The sequence below is a fragment of the Nitrospira marina genome, assembly GCF_059568365.1.
This window is the reverse complement of the sequence record NZ_JCANTH010000001.1, coordinates 4,393,729-4,412,611: the sequence shown is the minus strand read 5'-3', so window position 1 is coordinate 4,412,611 and position 18,883 is coordinate 4,393,729. Positions and strand designations below refer to the sequence as shown.

Here is an 18,883-nt window from a genome sequence, read left to right as displayed (position 1 = left end):
GTCTTCGGGGTTCTGTCACTCATCCAGTGATGAAAATGTAAGACACGAGAAATATTCAACAGCCTCCGAATGACATTCTTTTTGTATCCATCCCATAATCCTTCATTCCTGGTTTCATGTCGAGGTTGAAGAACTTCCCTGAGATCTCCTATTCTGACGAGTCCCCCAATTTTTCACATGTTGTCTATTCATGCACGGCCGGCAAATGGAATAGCCGGCTCTCCCTGTATATTTATTCATTTCTCAATATGAAGGTAAGCCATGCCACTGTTTGGTGATACGAATACACCCATGACCTTCAACCCTCCCTCCAGACTTGATCGGATCGGGCCATCGCAGATTCGCGAAAATATGCGGATTGCCATGGAACATGAAGCGATTAACCTGGCTCAAGGCCGTCCCGACTTTCCCACCGCACCTGTGGTGAAGCAAGCCGCAATTGATGCCATTACCCATGATCACAACCAATATTCGGTGACCTGGGGATTGGCAGAGTTACGGGAAGCCATTGCCGGACATGTGCACGAACGCCATGGTTTGACTTTTGACCCCGAGACAGAAATCACCATTACCTGTGGTGTGACGGAAGCAATTGTGGCGGCCATGCTGGCCTTGGTCGAGAGTGGCGATGAGGTCATCATCATCGAACCCGCCCACGAAAATTACGTTCCGGCTGTGTATTTTGCCAGCGGTACGCCACGGTTTGTCACGCTTCGTCCACCCGATTATGCGGTACCTCTGAATGAACTTCGGTCAGCCATCAGCCCTCGCACCAGGGCCATTATTCTGAATACTCCTCATAATCCTTCCGGTCATGTCTTCACGCGGGAGGAACTGAACGCCATCCTGGCTCTGGCTGACCAGCATGGGATCTATGTGGTGACGGATGAAATCTATGATCATTTGTACTACGAACCTTATCGGCATATTGCCCCGGCAACACTGGCGCCCGACTGGAAAGGTCTGGTCGTCACCGGAGGCCTGTCAAAAATCTATGCGGCAACAGGGTGGCGCCTTGGGTATGTTCTGGCTTCAAAGGATGTGACGACCGCAATCCGCACGGTACATGATTACCTCACGATCTGTGCTCCCACGCCCTTCCAATATGCGGCGGTCACGGCTTTGGCCCTACCCGAGACCTACTATACTGACCTGCGAGCGAGATTCCTTCGGCGTCGGGAACTCACTATGCAGATTTTGACCGACAGTGGATTTGAGCCCTATGTTCCTCAAGGGGCCTATTACCTTTTAGCCGGCTATGGGCCTTGGGAACATCAGGGTGATTCCCAATCGTTTGCCACATGGTTGATCACTGAGGCGAAGGTGGCGGTGGTTCCGGGCAGCGCGTTTTATTACCAGGCGACGGATCTTGGGCAACACCTCGTCCGTTTTGCCTTTGCCAAAACAAGCCAGGTGCTCAAACAAGCCGGGGAGAATCTCACAAATTCATTTCACAAGCGTTGATGGAAAAACCATGTGAATGGTTTCATACCCTCTCGTGGATACTCGATCTTCCTTTGGAGTGTTGAACAGTAATAGTTCCACTGGCATTTTGGCTCCCAGGGACGTGGCCTATCAGAGATCTCGGGGCAGTTCAAAAAAGTTCGTCCAGCAAGGCCGCAGCCATTTTTTGCGCGCAGAGCGTACTTCCAGTACGTGAGCACGAAAAAATGGAGAGGACGCCGCTGGCGGCTTTTTTCAACAGCCCCCCTGCCAATCATTTAGTCGATAGAAGGGAATAGTATATGACCACAACAGTATGGGATGAACTGTCTCAGCAGATTGCGGAACTGGATACTCTGGCCGGCATTGGAGGGTTACTGGGTTGGGATCAGCAGGTAACCATGCCTTCAGGGTCGGCAGCGGGCCGTGCTCAACAGAGTGAGTTGATCGGACGGTTGTATCACGAACAAGCCACGTCACCCAGACTGGGTGAACTTATTGAGGCGGTGGCAGGCTTACCTGATCCAACTCCGGAGCAGCAAGCCGCGGTTCGTAATATGCGCCGAACCTACCGCCGGGCCACCTGTGTGCCGTCGAAATTGGCCAGCAGGATCGCGAAGGCCAGCGCCAGTGGCGTCGCCGCATGGGGAGAAGCGAAAAAAGAAAAAAAATATGGTCTATTTGCCGAGAGCCTACAGTCAAATGTTGATTTGGCACTCGAGCGGGCACAAGCTATTGACGGCAACCGACATCCCTATGATGTTCTTCTAGAAGACTATGATCCCGGGACGACCGTCGAGGATTTACGCCGGATGTTTGGCGCCCTCCAACAAGGCTTGACCGATATCCGGCGCCAGGCTCTGGCCAGGAAAGGATCGGTTGCCTTCAACGACCATTTCGCTAAGGCCAATCAATTGTCGATGCACCAGGATATCATTAAGGCGGTGGGATACGACACGACACGGGGAGCGTTGCACGAGGCGGAGCATCCATTTTCATGCCGGGTGGGCAGCGGGGATGTGCGTATTGCTACACATGTCCACGAACGCGATCTGCTCAGCGGGTTGGCGGCCACCATGCATGAACTCGGGCATGCGCTGTACGAGCAGGGTATTCCGGAGGGACAGGGTGGATCAGCCGTATATGCGGCGACGTCAACCGGCATGCATGAATCCCAATCCCGTCTGTGGGAAAACATGATTGGACGATCCCGGGGCTTTTATCGGTGGCTGCGGCCGGTATTCGCCCGACATTTTCCTGACAAGGCCTTTGATCCGGAATTGGTCTTCCTCTCCTCCAACCGGGTGACGTCGGGAAGCATTCGGATTTTTGCTGAGGAAGTTTCCTATAACCTGCATATCATTTTGCGGTTTGAAATGGAGGTGGCTCTGTTGGAGCGACGCATCACTGTTGAGGATGTTCCAGCTGAATGGGCGCGATTGAGTGAGCAATTCCTGGGAGTGCGACCGAAGGATGATGCAGAAGGTGTGTTGCAGGATGCCCACTGGGCAGGTGGGGCCTTTGGGTATTTTCCGAGTTACACCCTGGGAAATCTCTATGCGGCTTCGCTCTTTGCCGTCTTACGGAAAAGCTTTCCGGATCTGGAGCACCGCATCGAAGAAGGAGATTTTGCGACTATCCTGAATTTTTTGCGGGAACGGATCCATCGCCAGGGTCACCTGCATGAGACGCCGGACCTTTTACACAAAGCCGTGGGAACCCGGGACCATGTCGAAGATTTGTTGAGCTATCTCCGTGAGCGGTATGTCAATCCTTGAATGTGTTTTCACCTCATTCATTCCAGAAAATAGGATTACTCTTGTGGTGCTGAATTCTTCTGTCGAAAGTATTGTTTGTCGATTTTGTAGGCCTTGAGCTTGCGCAGGAGTGTCCGTCGGCTAATGCCGGCCTGATTGGCCGACTCGGCAATGCGACCACTATTTTCTGACAGCACTGTTTCCAAATACTCCTTCTCAAGAGTAGTGAGGTGTGGCTCTAGGTAGGCGGCCAGCGTGAGGGTCGGGTTGATAGACGGAGAGTGATCACCCTGGCTTTGAACATGCCGATCCACCCTTTCCGTTTCAGGAGCTGGAAGAGCCGGAGAGGACCCTGGGATATCCTGGGAATACAAGACTTCGGCCAGGTCTTCCGCAGTCAATTCCCGGGTGTGCCCTTTTAACACCAGGCGTTGCGTGAGGTTTTCCAGTTGCCGCACATTGCCTGGCCAGGACTGCTCTAAAAGTTGATCCATGAAGGATTGGTGTAATTCCGGACAGTCCATTCCATAGTCCGCACAAACGCGTTTCAGAAAATGCCCAAACATATAGAGGATATCCTCCGGTCTCTCTCGTAACGGGGGCACTTCTAACCGGATGACATCCAACCGGTAAAAGAGGTCTTCGCGAAAAGAGCCGGTTTGGACGGCGTTGGCCAATGAGGCATTCGTCGCGGCAATGACACGGGCATCAATTGGCACCTCATGATGAGATCCAACCGGTCTCACCGTTTGTTCCTGCAATACCCGCAAAAGACTGAGTTGGGTTTGAACCGGCATATCCCCAATCTCATCCAGAAGAATGGTGCCGCCATCGGCATACCGAAATAATCCCTGCTTTTGTTGATGGGCACCGGTGAAAGCCCCGCGTTCATGCCCGAACAGTTCCGATTCAATAATTTCCGGACTGATTGTGCTGCAATTGACGGCCACAAATCGTCCGGTTCGCCCGGACTGCCGGTGAATCGCCCGGGCCAGCAAGTCTTTACCTGTTCCAGTTTCCCCAACAATTAACACCGTGGCGTCAGAACTCGCGGTGCGGGTAATAGTTTCAAAAATGTCCCACATGACTCCGTTACGGCTGAGAATGCCTTCAAAGCTTCCCAGTCTTTTACGGGTATCACGCAAATCCGGTGTATCCGGAGAAACCTTTTGATTGGTCTGAATGGCCTCTATGGCATGATGCAGCTTTTCATGTGAATCCTCATAAATCACATCCGATGCCCCGTTTTTCAAAACCGAATGGACGTAGGCTGCATCGGCTCCCGGTTTAAACACTAAGACATCAAGATAGGGTCTGTGTTCTTGGATGGTCGTCATCATGTCAAACACCAGCGAGTCTCCAAGGTACTGTCCATCAAGTATGACCAGGCGGGTCTGAGAATCAATCTCCAAGGTTTTCACATTTTCCGGGGTTTCCAACCGTACAACTCCAAGGCCTTCACGACTTAAGGCCTTTTCCAGATCCGGGGAACCCATGATTACTATAGAGGAAGTTTCTGTCATTGAGACAATAGTGTCTCATAATATTTAAATGAGTCAAGTCTGTCCCAAATATAGGGACATAATAGTCCCAAAATTCCACAAAATCACAAATATCAACGGGTTAATTGATGGAACGGGTCTTGCGAGGTGTATAGGTAGATTGAGGTATGGATCGAAGCATTTTCCCGATTAGTAAAAGAAATTACCCAAAATGACCGGTCCGAATGTCTGTAGGGGTTCTGGTTGTCATTCAATTTGGTGATCAGGCCAGGACAATCTTGTCTGGTCGCCCCTGAAAATTCATGCTGGGGCAATGGAAATACGATAGCAGTACCATGCCAATCGCCCCCGTAAATTACGAAAACGAAAGAATGTACTTCTTGTTTTCGTCTCAAACATTCAAGATTTTACACATCTTATCCATTGGAAAAATCCCGGTGTGAATGAACGGATGCTCACACCAATTTTTCCTTTGAAAACAGTAACACACAATAGACAACGACCCTCCGGCTTGACTCGTTAGGAGTATGAGTCCATGAAAAAAAATTTTTAAAAAAGGATCGATCTTCATGATGCAAAATCAAACGGAAATTGGGGAACGGCTACATCGAAGAAATGGGAAGAGGGCGACCCAGCGGCGTTTAGATATTCAGCCGGCCAAACGGCATGAAATGATGATTGCGGCCAACATTCTCCGCTCATCTGCCGACTGGTACCGGCCGTTTCTCCATGAAAAAGATATGGCCCAGCATGAGGTGGACGAATCCTGGGGAGAGAGAGAATTTGCCCGGCGGCAATTTTACATTGGTCGGTTCGAGGGTGCGCCGGTCGGTATTGTTTCCACGCAGTCAGTCGGAGACATGTTTTATATTGGATACATCTATGTGTATGATCACCACACAGGCAAAGGGTTTGGGCCTCAATTACTTAATCACGTCCGTGATGTGGCTTGGCGCGAGGGAAAACGCGGCATGGTGTTAATTGCCCATCCCAAGGCTTATTGGGCCACGCGCTCCTACCGCCGGTTCGGCTTTGAATGCATTGCGACCACTCGGGATCAAGTGCTAGAGTGGCGCGGCGGTTGGTTAAAACCCTTCTATGAAGAGGGTTTTGAACTGTACCAATACCTGTTCTAACACGCCTTTCCTCACAAACGAGTCTATCATTGTTACTGATGGATTTTTCCATTTGTCTGCTTACCGCGACAGCATGGAGGAATTCCTTCGATATGTCACCCCTATCTATAAGGAGGTCTACATGGAAAAAAAAGCGCCAGCAGTCAAGAAAGCGCGCGCAGGAAAGAAGGCGCCGGTGGCTCTGCTCGGCTATAGCTTGGAAACAATGGAAGCCGCAAAGGAACACAACATTCCTTTCGTCGCGGTAGTGCCGGAGGGTTTTGATATCGCATTAAAAGAGGATGGAGTTGATGTGGTGACGTGGGACTTTTATGTCCACAATCAGAACTCAGACCGACTCTATGAAAAATTGGTGGAGCGGGGGGTGAGCCATGCCGTGCCCCTGTATGAAGAAACGGTGGAATGGGCCGGGTCCCTCAACACCCGTCTGCTCAAGGATCCACGTGCCTTCCAACGGGCACTGCTGTTCCGTGACAAGGCCATGATGAAGCGCAATGCGCAGATGAATGGCATTCGAGTCGGGGTGTTTGAAGAGATTCGTTCGCGGGAGGAAGCGCTCGCGTTTTTTGACGACATCAATGAGGCAAGACTTCGCTTGCAAGAGGAAGTGCCTGAACCGGTGCATCTGAAACCCCTCTCGGCGGCGGGCAGTGTGGGCCATGTGTTTGTCAGAAGCCGACAAGACATTACCGACCTTCCTGACGATGCCTTTCCCTGTTTGGCCGAAAGCCATTTGGCCGGGCAGGAATTTTCGGTTGAAGCTTTTATCAATAAGGGAAAAATTGAATTTATGAATATCACGGAGTACGTGCATTTGGGCTATTCCCAGATCGTGCCGGAAACGCCGAAGCTCAGCAAACAGCGGACAAAGATTCGTAAGGCGATTGAAAAACTCATGAAGGCATTTGGCATCGTCAATGGTATGATTCATCCGGAATATTTCTTGGACCAGGAGGGGGAGTTGCACTTTGGGGAGGTGGCGGCCCGTGTTCCCGGCGGCCATATTTTCGAACTCATTCAGCGTGCCCATGGGTTTAATCCGTATGCGGCTCTGTTGTTATGCTCCGATCCCAATACCTCCAAAACAGAATTAGACCGGTTTTTCCCAAAAGAAAAAGACCATAAAATTTTTGCGGCCAACTTAATGGTGTATCCTCGAAAAGCCAGCGTCCATCAGCTTCAGTTTCCTAAGGAATTGGAAGCGCATCCGTATATGGACCGTCATACCATGTTTGAACCCGTTACCGCCAAAGTGGCAGAGCGCGTGGGATTTGGGAATCATTATGGGACTGTCTTCCTGGCGGGAGAAGATCCTGAGACCCTGCGAGAGCTCGTCCAGCGCTATGAGGAGTATGATTTCTATGAGTGATTCCCTCAAGGGCTCCTCCAAGCCTGAATCGCAGGTAGCCGTTGGTCGACAGGAACAAGCCTTTCTTCACGCCTTAGAGGCCTTGGAGCAGGCGACGCCCTTTGTCAAAGCTAAATACCAGCCTGAGTTTATCCGTCGTGCCACGGATTTGTTTGAAACCGACGAAGGACTGCAATTCGTGAGAGGACAGGCCCATCGCTTTGATTCCGCAGGGGTCTTTCATGCCGGACCCTGGGAACATCCTGACCGACTCCTCCCTGAGTTGGTGGGCGGGGGGCTTCGTGCAGAAGGGCAGTATCCGTCATTGGAAATGCTGAGTGAACTCCGGGTCTTATCCATTGCAGCAGGAGAATCGCCACACCCGAAATTTTCTGCGGAGCAAGCCCTCGCCTTTTTACGGACGGTCATGGGGCTCAATCTCGAATTATTGTATGGCAGTGAGACCGAGGAGTCTCGTCTGCGTCCGAAGGTCTACGCGCGCGCGCGAAGATTATTAGCCAGGATTGAGCAAGAGATCTCTTCGGAAGGGCTGCTGGAACAGGTTCTTGATGATATCGATGCGCGAGTGGCCCAGCGACCTATTGATGTGAGCCTCACTCTAAAAATGATCGAGCAGGCCAAGAACATTCAGGGGGATCCTGATCCCAAGCTGGCCGCCAGACTCGAGCGATACCTCAAGGCCACGGGCCCTCCCACTCCACTCGCAAAGAAAGCGGGCTCTCCCACCAATTATCGAAATCTCCTGGCCAATGCGACTGCACATGAGATTGAAAATGAGGCCAAGGTGGTTGGAAAATTGTTGACGCTGACCGGTTTATCCAGTGAATACCATGTCGCGTTCCTCCAGCATGCCCTCAAGAATGACGAAACGGGAATCCTGGCGATTGCCTTGGATTTGACCGAGGTGGGCCAGGCTCATATGGAACAATATCGAGAAAAGGTTTTGGAGTGGATGCGCCTGACCATTCATCCCGCCACCAGTTGGATCATCTATGGATTCCAACAGATGTTGGAGCGGATGCTCTTGGCACGGCCGGAGGTCTCCGATGGTCTCAGCAAATTGATCAATCTTGACTTGTGTTCTTCTGCGCAACAAGTGACCAAAAAACATCTGCCTCGAGGGACTGGCATTACGGCTAATGCCGCCATTGTGGGTGGGGCTATCGCCATGTTGGGGCAGCCGTTGGGAGTAGGGCAGGGTAACAACCCGACATGCCAAGGTGCTCGGGCTCTGAGTCTTTGGAGTCTTCATGATCCCGGTTATTTGCTCCAATTGCTGACCAGCGCGGCTCGGGACGACACTGTCGAATTTCTGTTTGAGGGTTCGCCGATCTTTTCCAAAGACATCGGGGGAGGAGTCGCGGAAGGAAAATTTGATTTGAAGCTCGACCCCGTCTCACGCATTCTGGTGCCCCATCTGGATCGTATTTATGATGAAATGATGCGACGCGCGGCTTTACGGGGTGAAGACCCACATAAATGGGTGAACCCGGCTTTGTATGGTCGGTGGGTGCCGAACAGTCTGACTTCAATTAATCTGGTTAACCAAACCGTCTCCGGGTACGAGAATTTTTTACGCTTATTTTACGCCACCCATCACCCGTTATATGACGGGGGGCATGATTTAGTGTATCCGAATCCGGTTGGACTCCTCATTACCAATGTCCACGGGGTTTTTTTAGGATATCACGCTGTCTCCATCCAGCGTGTTGCCGAGGATGAAGAAGGGAAAGTTCGCGTCTATTTTTTCAATCCAAATAACGAGGGGCGTCAGAACTGGGGAAAAGGGGTTGAACCGTCTGTGGTCGGTCACTTAGAAATTCCCGGAGAATCCTCATTACCCTTCGAGCACTTTGCGGCTCATATTTATGCCTTTCACTATAATCAGATGGAAGTCGGAGACTTACAAGCCGTCCCAACCGAAATTATTAACGAGGGGATAACGCATGCGAAGGAAAGTTGGGGGCAGGCCTTCACCTGGCTGTAAGCCTTTGGGCTGTTAAGATTGAAAGGAGTGGTGCATGTCTTTTTTACAAGTCAGGCAATCGACGCTGACCGGGGAACGACAGACGTTTATCAGTGTATCGGCCATTGCCTATGTTCAAGAACTCAAGCCTGACCAGGATCTTGGTTGGCAAATTGGTGTGGAACCCTCCAGGGCGCTCATTTACTTGCATCATAAGCTCGAGCCCATTATTTCCCTCGATAGTTCCGATGACCTTGTGAGGCAGGCAAAGGCCAATACTCCGGGAGTCCTGGTACCCCAACAGAAAGTAGCAAAAAAAACCAAGTAACTTTTCCTTCCCTTAACATCAGGTTCCTCCCATTACCAAACAACCCCTTTCTGTGAATCGTGGAAATGGCCATGGTCCTCTTGTGTGGCTCATGGTGACTGGTGCGGTCGCCGGAGGGGTGCTCGGGGCCCTGGCCCCAGAAGCCGCTCGCCATGTGGAAATCCTGGGTGAACTCTGGCTCCGGATGCTGCGGATGCTGGTGGTGCCCTTGATCGTGGCTTCGATTATCCAGGGAGTTGGATCACTGGGTGATATTCGGCAATTGGGTAAATTGGGAGGAGCGACAGTTACGTATTATTTGATCACCTCAGGCATGGCCATTGTACTGGGAATGATCCTGGTCAGTCTCATTAAACCTGGAGTGGGAGCCGATATTGCCGCAGCGGTGGCCCCTACCGGAGTTGCGGCAGCGGTGAACATCGGATGGCTGGATCTCATAAAGGGATTCCTTTCCCCGAATTTATTCGCGTCCGCTTCACAGGGTGAATTGCTGCCACTGGTAATCTTTTCTCTGGCATTCGGGGCGGCGCTGACAACGGTCGGGGAAAATGGCACATTGGTGCTCAAATTTTTTGAAGGTATATTCGGGGCGATCATGAAGTTGATTCACCTTGTGATGTGGATCGGTCCCATTGGCGTGTTTGGCTTAGTGGCAGGGCGTTTAGCGAGTGCCGGTGGACTTGACGGTATAGTCGCGTTATTAGTGGGTTTAGGGTTATTCACGGTTACCGTACTGCTGGGATTGGCGATCCATGCAGGAATTATTCTTGGTCTTATTTTGCATGTGGCCGGTCGACGTCATCCCTTGGCCTATGCGCGCGCGCTTGGCGCGGCCCTCACTAGCGCCTTTGCCACGGCAAGTTCGTCTGCGACTTTGCCTCTGACCATGGAGGGGGTCGAAAGCGCCGGGGTGAGCAGTCGATCAAGCCGGTTTGTCCTTCCAGTCGGTGCGACGGTCAATATGGATGGATCGGCGTTATATGAGGCGGTCGCCGCGGTGTTTATTGCCCAAGCCTGGGGAATTGACTTAAGTGGAGAAGCGCTTATTGTTCTGTTTGTTGTGGCGACGGTGTCTGCCATTGGCGCTGCAGGAATCCCTGAGGCTGGGCTTGTGACGATGGTCGTGGTCTTTCAGGCAGTCGGGCTTCCGCTTGAGGGTCTGGGGCTCCTCTTGGCTATTGACTGGCTGATCGATCGGTTTCGGACTGCAGTCAATGTCTGGGGGGATGCCGTTGGTGCCGCCGTAGTCGATCGCTATATCACCGCCTAACATCGAATTCCCTCATCTTCTTGGGTTATTATCCACTTCCAAAGTGAGCTCTTGGGTTTGAACAGATGGTGAGGGCTCAATAAATGTACACAACCTCATTTTAGGTGAACACGGCATGGAATCAAAAATCACGTATCAGAAAATTGCATCTCACGAAGCCAAAAAGGGAACGTTTGATAAGTGTGTCTTGCTGTACTCGGGAGGACTGGATACTTCCATTATGCTCAAATGGATTCAGGAAGCGTATGCCTGTTCCATCGTGGCGCTTACGGTCGATGTGGGCCAATTACATGAGGATCTGGAGGCGGTCAAAGCGAAAGCGATCAAGCTCGGTGCCGAGGAGGCGGTGGTCATTGACGCCAGGGAAGAATTTGCTGAAAAACTCCTGTCCCGGGCAATTAAAGCTAATGCCGATTATCAGGGGGGATATCCTCTCTCGACTCCCCTTGCCCGAGTGACGCTCTCGGAAATTGCCGTTCGTGTGGCCAAGGAACGGGGAATCAAGGTCATTGCTCACGGCTCCACGGGAAAAGGAAATGATCAGGTTCGCTTTGAAAATTACATTACGACTTTGGATGCGACTATGAAAGTGATTGCGCCGGTGCGTGAATGGAGTATGGGCCGGGACGAACAGATTGATTATGCCAAACAACACGATATTCCCATTAAACAAACTAAAGAGTATCTGTATTCGCATGATGACAATATGTGGGGCTCGACTAATGAGGGAGGGGATATTGAGGATCCCGCCCGCATTCCCGATTTACGAAAATTTCTGCAGGTATGCATTCCCCCTGAACAGGCGCCGGATGAACCGGAGATTGTCGAAGTCGGGTTCAACAAGGGAATCCCTTGTTCAATCAATGGTGAAGATCTACCCCTTTGTCAGGTCATTGAACGTGCCAATGCGGTAGGGGCAAGGCATGGGGTAGGCATTGTGCATTTGACGGAGGACCGCCTGGTTGGATTGAAGGTTCGTGGCGTGTATGAAGCTCCGGGAGCGGAAATTCTGATCAAAGCGCATTTTAATCTGGAAAAACTCGTCAATACCCGTGATTTAAACGAACTGAAAAAAATCATTGATGAAAAGTGGGCCTACACCTGTTATGGCGCTAAATGGTTTGATCCGTCCATGGATGCCATCCATGCGTTTCAGGATTCCGCCAACCAGCGTGTGAAGGGAACGGTGAAAGTCAAGCTGTTTAAGGGAAAAGCTGATGTGGTCGCGATGACATCCCCCTATTCCTTATTCGATGCCAATTTGGCCACCTTCAATAAGGATGCGAGTTTCAACCAGAATGCGTCTGCAGGTTTTATTGAGATTTACAATCTGGCCCAAAAAACCTATCGGCGCTTAGACCACGTGTAGGATGGAGTATGAAAGGGATTTGTGATGGGAGTAGGTCTTGAGCCATCCAGCAATGAAATGAATACTCTATTTAAGCTTCACATCGATGAAGGCTTTTTGTTTGATATCGGCAAGCCAATTTCGATACGCTTCCTCGGATCGTTGTTTAGTCAGCATGCCACGGATATCCCGTTCTACGACTTCAAGCGGGAGCGGTTGGGGTTGTTGAATTTCCTCTAACAGAATAAGGTGGAATCCTAGGAGGGTTTCAATAGGGGCGGAGATCTGTCCCGGTTTCAGTTCCTTGACCACCTGCTTCAGAGGGGCCACTAATTCGTTTTCCTGTACCCAACCTAATTCATGAATTCGCTCGAAATATTTGGTGGCGAAATCCTCCAGCGTCGTATTCGGTGTCCATGCCGCATACATGGTTTGGGCCTTGTTCTTGGCTTTCTCCCGTTCGTAGCCTTCCTGCCCGTCTAACAGAATTTGCTGGAGTCGGTACCGGGGCGGTGAGAGAAAAAGCGTGGAGTTGGCCTCATAATATCGCCGGATTTCTTCTTCCTCTATGACAATGTTCCGGCGAATCTCGAAGTCAAAGAGTTTTTTGAGGAGCATTTGATGCCCGAATTCTTCTTCGGTTTGAGTGGGTGGCAGCGGAGTTCGTCGTAAGGCTTCATCGATTTCGTCCTGAGTGACAGAGAGTCCCTTGGCTTGAGCTTCTTGAATCATGAGGTGATCATCAATCATGTGGTTCAGGACTTCTCGTTGTTTCTGGAAATACCGCCGGTTCAGTTCCTCTCCGTGATATTTGGCGTTCAGGCGCTTATACTCATCGCGCAATTCTTTTTCAAGATCAGACCACGTGATCACCTCTTTATTCACCACGGCAATAATCCGGTCAGTGAGACTCACGCTAACCCCAGGAAAAAAAAGAAGGCTCGCCGTCACCCAGAGGGTGACCGCCTGTAAAGGCCAATCTTTCAGGCATACACGCATGCCCTTCACGCTACGTTCTCACTTCCTCTTTGGCCATTGACTGATGGAGTTCTTGTAAAATCGCATTAGCCCTGGGGTACATGGATGCCCAATCCTGCTCGGGGAGAGTCAAACGATAGGCACGAGGAGAAAGACAGTCCAGATGATCTTTCCATCTGTCCATCAAAGCACGGATCCCCTGTTCCGGGAGCTTGGCCCGTTCATGAAAGCGAAGGTTCATCAGCCCGCCCCGGACTTCGACATACTCAAGTTGTAGGGCCTTGGCCAACACTTTGATCTGCATGACTTCAAATAGTCGTTCCATGGCGGCAGGAGGCGATCCAAACCGGTCAAGCGTCTCCCCATATAATAAGGCCAAATCCCCTAACCGGTCACTCCCGGATAACCGTTTGTAGAGTCCCAGGCGCTGTGAGGCGTCTTCCACATATTCCTCGGGAATGAAGGCCGAAACATCAAGTTGAAGAGTGGGTTCCCATTCTTCTTCCACTTCCTGGCCTTTAAGCTGCTGAACAGCCTGCTCCACCATTTGTAGGTACAGGTCTAACCCGACGGCGGCGATATTGCCGGACTGTTGTTTCCCGAGTAAATTTCCCGCTCCCCGGATTTCAAGGTCAGCGGCTGCGATCCGAAACCCGGAGCCAAGTTCCGCAAATTCTTGAATGGCGTTCATGCGTTTTTGCGCGTCGGTACTCAGGGTTTCCTCGTTCGGAATGAAGAGGTAGGCAAAAGCTTGTTGCCCGCTTCGCCCCACCCTTCCGCGAAGTTGATACAGCTGGGAGAGCCCGAATAAATCCGCCCGATCAACCAGGATGGTGTTCGCGCTGGGAATATCCAACCCTGATTGGATGATGGCTGAGGCCAGCAGTACATCGGCTTCCTGGTGAAAAAATCGTAACATCACCCGTTCTAATAATTGTTCATTCATTTGGCCATGCGCCATCAATACCCGTGCTTCCGGAACCAGATCTTGTAACCAGGCACCAGTCTGCTCCATGGTTTCCACTCGATTGTGTACGTAGTACACCTGACCTCCACGAGCGAGTTCCCGGGCAATGGCCTCCCGTACCACTGTCGCATCGAACCGAAGGACCTGGGTTTCCACCGCCAAACGACCCGGAGGCGCGGTCTCAATGACGGATAAGTCTCTCACTCCTGAAAAGGCCATCTGCAGAGTCCGGGGGATAGGGGTCGCGGACAGTGTGAGCACATCGACCTGGGTGCGAAGTTGCTTCAGGCGTTCCTTATGACGAACACCAAACCATTGTTCTTCATCGATAATCACCAAGCCCAATTGTTTAAAGACGACATCTTTCTGTACGACCCGATGCGTCCCGATCACAATGTCGATCACGCCGGCAGCCAGATCTTTCAATGTAGCTTTGATCTCATTGGCTGATTGAAACCGTGACAGAATACCGATTTTGACCGGGAACGGGGCAAACCGTATCGAAAAGTTTTCAAAGTGCTGTTGAGCCAGCAATGTCGTAGGAACCAGGACAGCCACCTGCCGGTTGGCCTGGATCGCCTTAAAGGCGGCACGCATGGCGACCTCCGTTTTGCCGTATCCCACATCTCCACAAACCAGACGGTCCATGGGTTTCGGGGATTCCATATCTCGTCCTATTTCTTCAATGGCTCGAAGTTGGTCAGGCGTTTCTTCATATTCAAACCCCGCTTCAAATTCATGCACCAAGAGAGTGTCCTCCTGATAGGCCGTCCGTCTGGCAACTTCCCGGTTGGCATAGAGTTCAACGAGTTCCTCGGTCATATCCTCGATGCCCTTTTTGATTTTCGCCTTGGTTTTGCCCCAAGCCGTACCTCCAAGGCGATCCAGTCGGGGGGACCGTTGTTCCGCTCCCCGATACCGGTGGATGTGGTTCAGGCGGTCCAGCGGGACATATAGGGTATCGGTTCCACCGAATTGAAGGAGCAAATAATCACTGGTAAAGCCCTGTACCTCCAAACGCCGTAAACCCAGATATCGTCCAATCCCATGTTGGAGATGGACGACGAGATCGCCTTCTTTCAGATCCTCCAGCGACGAGAAAAATTTGGCAGTGGGCGATTTTGTGTGGGGACGATGCCGGATGCCTTTCCCAAATAATTCTTCCTCGGTGACGAACGCGATGTGCCCGTCAGGCGAAAGGAACCCTGCCGAGAGGTCTCCTTCAAGACAGTAAAATGGTGCGCGAGCATCTGTGGCTGGTTGAGGGGAGGGGTGTTCCCACTTGTTGGCCGGGAAGCCGTGGTCATGCAATAAGGACAACAGGCGTTCCACCTGTCCCGGACTGCGAGCCACAAAAAAGATTTCGGAGTCCGCCCTCAAATGGTCCAGCTTGGAAAGGGTTTCCTTGAAGGGAAGCCCGCGAATGCCTACCCCGACACTCCCGGGAGACTGAGCCTGTAAGGAAACAGGCACACAGGGCATGGTGCTGGTATCAGGAGCCACGCTATCCCACCATACCGTTGGACACATGCTGGTATAGGTTTTAATGGTTTCCCACACCTCATAGAGTTGATCGGGGTCAGCGTGGCCAGAGACGCCCCCCGGGCCGGGCTGGAGCTGTTCCCATGTTTCTAACAAAGCATTCCAAAATTGCGCAGCCGCAGCATCCAGATCGACCGGGCGGTAGAAAGAGACGGTGACGGGCGTGTGAATGTACTCAAACAGTGTGACAAGTTTGGGGTAATACCGGGGAAGATCCCATTCAATACTTGCCTGGATGGGTTCCAGAGAAGTATCCGGTTGTCCGGAATCGGGAGGAATAAACTCCCGTGTGGGTAAGACCCAGGTTTCCTTGAGATGGGTGATGGATTCTTGAGTGGAGGGATCAAACGTCCGGATGGATTCGACCGTATCCCCAAGAAATTCGACACGGACGGGATGGTCCTGCGCTGTGGAGAAAATATCCACGATACCGCCACGTACGCTGAACTCACCGGGGACTTCAGCCAACGATCCACGTTCATACCCTAGCCGGATTAAAGAACGAAGAAGCACCTCACGCTCGCACGTCTCGCCAATCTTGAGGGAAAAACATGCTTGAGCGAAGACCTCCGGCGGAAGCAGTTTATGCAAGATGGCCGGCAGTGAGCTTACAATGACGGTGCTTTCACCCTGAGACAACCGGTGGAGGGACCGAACTCGCTGACAAATAACGCTGTGGGCCGGCAGTGCCGGATTATAGGGAATGGTGGCCCATGGAGGGAATAAGGCCAGTGTCTCGTGATCCCGCCTGATGAACGAGAAGAAAAATTCCAAATCTTCATACAATTCTTCGGCTTGTTCTTGTGTGGGTGTGATGATGAGGTGTGTTTGGTTGTCGGTGCCGGCGGTCTTTTTCCCCGGAAGTGTGAACAGGGTCATGGCCAGTGCGAGGCACGCCTGTTGCGTACTCAGCAGACAGGGCGGGGGCGTCTGTTCCGGGATCGCTGGAACGACCGTGCGCAGCTGGTTTGCAAAATGATGGAAGACGGAAGGGACGTTCATAATCTGAAATACACCACGAAAAAGGTTCTCGACGTGCGGACTAGCAGGATGGGCTTATTCCATGAGTGGTGAGAATTCGTTCAATAATCGTTGTGGTCGAAACATCGGCGACAAGTGGAATCGTTCGCACAAATCCTCCCCGTTCCTCAACAAAATCTTTTCCGATAATACGTTCGGAGGTCCAATCTCCTCCTTTCACAAGGACGTTGGGTTGGATAGCCTTAATGAGATTCAAAGGATCCGCCTCGTCAAAAAGTATCACGTAATCTACGCAACCTAATGCGGCAATGACCTCTGCCCGTTGGGCATCCGTTTGGATTGGTCGATGCTTCCCCTTATCCAGTTGACGGACTGAACGATCGCTGTTGACTCCGACCACTAATCGATCTCCCAACTCTTTGGCTTCTGCCAGATATCGGGTATGACCGATATGCAGCAAATCAAAACACCCATTCGTAAAGACAATGGATTCTCCCGCCTGCTGATGAACGGAAATTCGTTGTAAGAGACTGTCTAAGGTATGAATTTTTGATTGCATAAGGATAAATCGTTGAATCCTTTCCTGGGGTCCCTATCTCACATATCCCTTTTTCTGTATGATACCTGCTGCATACGCCAAATCCTAGAGAGGTTACCCGACAAGGCCACTTAGGCAAATAGGAAAACAGGATATGCGGTCGAGGACTCTAGGCCTACCGGATTTCCTGAGCTGAGCGCGTCCATTCCAAGAGCTGCATGAGCCAATCCGGTCCAGGTCCCCATACCGCTATTCCGGCACATCAATTTGGTCTTTTTGCCGCCCCGCTCATTGCCGGGTTGATGTTTGTGCTGCTTCCCGAATCCCTACCCGACCCCGCGAGAATTCTGGCAACCATTTTAAGCTGGGTAGTGGTGATGTGGATTACAGAGCCTATTCCTCTGCCCGTTACCGCTTTGTTGGGCTGTGGTCTGTGTGTCGTCGCCGGGTTAGGAAACATGCAATCCGTATTTTCGGCCTTTGCCCACCCCATCATCTTCCTGTTTATCGGGAGTTTTTTTATTTCGGAGGCCCTATCCGTTCATGGGTTGGACCGCCGGTTTGGCAACTGGCTGTTGTCACGTAAGTGGGTGGGTTCCAATCCTATTCGAATTATGATGGCTATGAGTTTGGCTGTTGCCGGCTTGTCTATGTGGATTAACAATACCGCGGCAACGGCGGTCATGTTGCCGATTGCGCTTGGTGTATTACGGGCGCTTCGGCAGGGCTATCCTCATATGAAAACCTTTGACACCGGATTTTTGCTGTGTCTGGCTTATGGCGCCGGTATTGGGGGAGTGGCCACACTCGTCGGCACCGCCCCGAATTTAATCGGAGTGGGGTTGTTAGCCCAGCAGGCCCATATCACGATTTCATTCGACCAATGGTTGCTGATTGGATTGCCGTTGGCGAGTGTAATGCTGCTCGTGATGTTTACGCTTATGTATTGGTTACATCCTCCCCCTTCTCACTCGTCTTTTCATGAAGGAACTTCTGTTCTCAAGATTTCGGCACCCCTTCCCTGGACTCGGGGGGAGCAATATACGTTTGCGGTGTTTCTGTTGGCTGTCCTGTTGTGGCTACTCCCGGCATTACTCTCAATATGGTTTGAAGGAAATCATCCCGTCGTGCAATGGGTTCATGCCCATTTGCCGAAAGAATTGGTGCCTATTTTTGCCTCTGGGCTATTGTTCCTTCTGCCCTTGGATTTTCGTCAGGGAAAATTCACCTTAACATGGAAAGAAGCCGCCAATATTCATTGGGGAACGATCCTGTTATTCGGGGGAGGCATCGCCTTTGGGGAGTTGATGGTGGAAACCGAATTGGCGAAAGCGATTGGCCACGGTATGGTGGCTATGTTTGGCATTGAGTCCATCTGGGGTTTAACGGGTGTGGCCATTCTTACGGCCCTGATTCTCACGGAGCTCGCATCGAATACCGCAGCGACCAGTATGATTGTACCGGTGCTCATCGCCATTGCTCACACGGCCAATTTTTCTCCTGTCCCTCCCGTACTGGGAGCGTGTATGGCTGCAAGTCTGGCATTTGTGTTGCCGGTTTCTACTCCCCCGAATGCCATAGTGTATGGAACAGGAAGGATTCCGATTCTCCGAATGGTGCAAGCCGGATTGTTGTTGGATGCAATTGGCGGCGTGTTGGTTTGGTGCACATTACGGATAATGGGTCCACTTTTGGGAATTAATTGAGCTTCTCAACCTAGGAGATAGACCTCAATTGATTTTTAAATAATGTTCCGAC

At 51.5% G+C, this 18,883-nt stretch carries 13 protein-coding genes; 9 read left to right on the top strand and 4 right to left on the bottom strand.

Annotated features, from left to right (window positions below; all coding sequences use genetic code 11):
* The first annotated feature begins 261 nt into the window (after nucleotides 1–261).
* Nucleotides 262–1,464: an aminotransferase class I/II-fold pyridoxal phosphate-dependent enzyme gene (locus LX98_RS19070; protein ID WP_496430353.1), complete on the top strand. Its 1,203-nt coding sequence runs from the start codon at nucleotides 262–264 to the stop codon at nucleotides 1,462–1,464.
* A gap of 281 nt (nucleotides 1,465–1,745) precedes the next feature.
* Entirely contained in the window at nucleotides 1,746–3,221 is a 1,476-nt protein-coding gene (locus tag LX98_RS19065) for a carboxypeptidase M32 (RefSeq protein WP_496430352.1), read from the top strand.
* A gap of 35 nt (nucleotides 3,222–3,256) precedes the next feature.
* Here LX98_RS19065 and LX98_RS19060 read toward each other — a convergent pair whose 3' ends face one another.
* Nucleotides 3,257–4,723: a sigma 54-interacting transcriptional regulator gene (locus tag LX98_RS19060; RefSeq protein ID WP_496430351.1), complete on the bottom strand. Its 1,467-nt coding sequence runs from the start codon at nucleotides 4,721–4,723 to the stop codon at nucleotides 3,257–3,259.
* A gap of 548 nt (nucleotides 4,724–5,271) precedes the next feature.
* Between LX98_RS19060 and LX98_RS19055 the strand changes: the two genes are divergently transcribed.
* From LX98_RS19055 to LX98_RS19030, 6 genes are all read left to right on the top strand, one after another.
* Nucleotides 5,272–5,838, top strand: coding sequence for a GNAT family N-acetyltransferase (locus tag LX98_RS19055; protein WP_496430350.1), 567 nt, complete (start codon nucleotides 5,272–5,274; stop codon nucleotides 5,836–5,838).
* Between the two features lie 121 nt (nucleotides 5,839–5,959).
* Complete coding sequence (locus LX98_RS19050) at nucleotides 5,960–7,207, top strand: ATP-grasp domain-containing protein (protein WP_496430349.1); 1,248 nt, start codon at nucleotides 5,960–5,962, stop codon at nucleotides 7,205–7,207.
* The gene (locus LX98_RS19045) at nucleotides 7,200–9,194 is read left to right on the top strand and encodes a hypothetical protein (RefSeq protein WP_496430348.1); all 1,995 of its coding nucleotides are present in this window, start codon (nucleotides 7,200–7,202) and stop codon (nucleotides 9,192–9,194) included. The genes LX98_RS19050 and LX98_RS19045 overlap by 8 nt, the downstream gene beginning before the upstream one ends.
* Nucleotides 9,195–9,228: 34 nt before the next feature.
* Nucleotides 9,229–9,501, top strand: a complete 273-nt coding sequence (locus LX98_RS19040) for a hypothetical protein (protein WP_496430347.1) — start codon at nucleotides 9,229–9,231, stop codon at nucleotides 9,499–9,501.
* 91 nt (nucleotides 9,502–9,592) lie between these two features.
* Nucleotides 9,593–10,771 carry a cation:dicarboxylate symporter family transporter gene (locus tag LX98_RS19035; RefSeq protein WP_496430346.1) on the top strand — a complete coding sequence of 393 codons (1,179 nt, stop codon included), beginning with the start codon at nucleotides 9,593–9,595 and terminating at the stop codon, nucleotides 10,769–10,771.
* A gap of 115 nt (nucleotides 10,772–10,886) precedes the next feature.
* The gene (locus LX98_RS19030; RefSeq protein WP_496430345.1) at nucleotides 10,887–12,140 is read left to right on the top strand and encodes an argininosuccinate synthase; all 1,254 of its coding nucleotides are present in this window, start codon (nucleotides 10,887–10,889) and stop codon (nucleotides 12,138–12,140) included.
* Nucleotides 12,141–12,206: 66 nt separating this feature from the next.
* Here the strand turns inward: LX98_RS19030 and LX98_RS19025 are convergent, their stop codons facing one another.
* The 3 genes from LX98_RS19025 to rfaE2 are packed head-to-tail and all read right to left on the bottom strand — an operon-like array spanning nucleotide 12,207 to nucleotide 17,146.
* Nucleotides 12,207–13,118: a peptidyl-prolyl cis-trans isomerase gene (locus tag LX98_RS19025; RefSeq protein ID WP_496430344.1), complete on the bottom strand. Its 912-nt coding sequence runs from the start codon at nucleotides 13,116–13,118 to the stop codon at nucleotides 12,207–12,209.
* A gap of 10 nt (nucleotides 13,119–13,128) precedes the next feature.
* Nucleotides 13,129–16,608 (bottom strand): transcription-repair coupling factor, encoded by a 3,480-nt coding sequence (mfd, locus tag LX98_RS19020; protein ID WP_496430343.1) that lies wholly within the window; start codon nucleotides 16,606–16,608, stop codon nucleotides 13,129–13,131.
* Nucleotides 16,609–16,648: 40 nt separating this feature from the next.
* Nucleotides 16,649–17,146 carry a D-glycero-beta-D-manno-heptose 1-phosphate adenylyltransferase gene (gene rfaE2 / locus LX98_RS19015; protein ID WP_496430342.1) on the bottom strand — a complete coding sequence of 166 codons (498 nt, stop codon included), beginning with the start codon at nucleotides 17,144–17,146 and terminating at the stop codon, nucleotides 16,649–16,651.
* A gap of 197 nt (nucleotides 17,147–17,343) precedes the next feature.
* On the opposite strand from rfaE2, the gene LX98_RS19010 reads away from it, so the two are divergent.
* A complete protein-coding gene (locus LX98_RS19010; RefSeq protein ID WP_496430341.1) occupies nucleotides 17,344–18,831 on the top strand; it encodes a DASS family sodium-coupled anion symporter in 1,488 nt (495 codons plus the stop codon).
* Nucleotides 18,832–18,883 lie beyond the last annotated feature (52 nt).

Bases quoted from the DNA above. Each gene is read 5' to 3' on its own strand.
- rfaE2 (WP_496430342.1), bottom strand. From the start codon at position 17,146: ATGCAATCAAAAATTCATACCTTAGACAGTCTCTTACAACGAATTTCC.
- LX98_RS19070 (WP_496430353.1), top strand. From the start codon at position 262: ATGCCACTGTTTGGTGATACGAATACACCCATGACCTTCAACCCTCCC.
- LX98_RS19045 (WP_496430348.1), top strand. From the start codon at position 7,200: ATGAGTGATTCCCTCAAGGGCTCCTCCAAGCCTGAATCGCAGGTAGCC.
- LX98_RS19030 (WP_496430345.1), top strand. From the start codon at position 10,887: ATGGAATCAAAAATCACGTATCAGAAAATTGCATCTCACGAAGCCAAA.
- LX98_RS19010 (WP_496430341.1), top strand. From the start codon at position 17,344: ATGAGCCAATCCGGTCCAGGTCCCCATACCGCTATTCCGGCACATCAA.
- mfd (WP_496430343.1), bottom strand. From the start codon at position 16,608: ATGAACGTCCCTTCCGTCTTCCATCATTTTGCAAACCAGCTGCGCACG.
- LX98_RS19065 (WP_496430352.1), top strand. From the start codon at position 1,746: ATGACCACAACAGTATGGGATGAACTGTCTCAGCAGATTGCGGAACTG.
- LX98_RS19060 (WP_496430351.1), bottom strand. From the start codon at position 4,723: ATGACAGAAACTTCCTCTATAGTAATCATGGGTTCCCCGGATCTGGAA.
- LX98_RS19055 (WP_496430350.1), top strand. From the start codon at position 5,272: ATGATGCAAAATCAAACGGAAATTGGGGAACGGCTACATCGAAGAAAT.
- LX98_RS19035 (WP_496430346.1), top strand. From the start codon at position 9,593: ATGGTGACTGGTGCGGTCGCCGGAGGGGTGCTCGGGGCCCTGGCCCCA.
- LX98_RS19025 (WP_496430344.1), bottom strand. From the start codon at position 13,118: ATGCGTGTATGCCTGAAAGATTGGCCTTTACAGGCGGTCACCCTCTGG.
- LX98_RS19040 (WP_496430347.1), top strand. From the start codon at position 9,229: ATGTCTTTTTTACAAGTCAGGCAATCGACGCTGACCGGGGAACGACAG.
- LX98_RS19050 (WP_496430349.1), top strand. From the start codon at position 5,960: ATGGAAAAAAAAGCGCCAGCAGTCAAGAAAGCGCGCGCAGGAAAGAAG.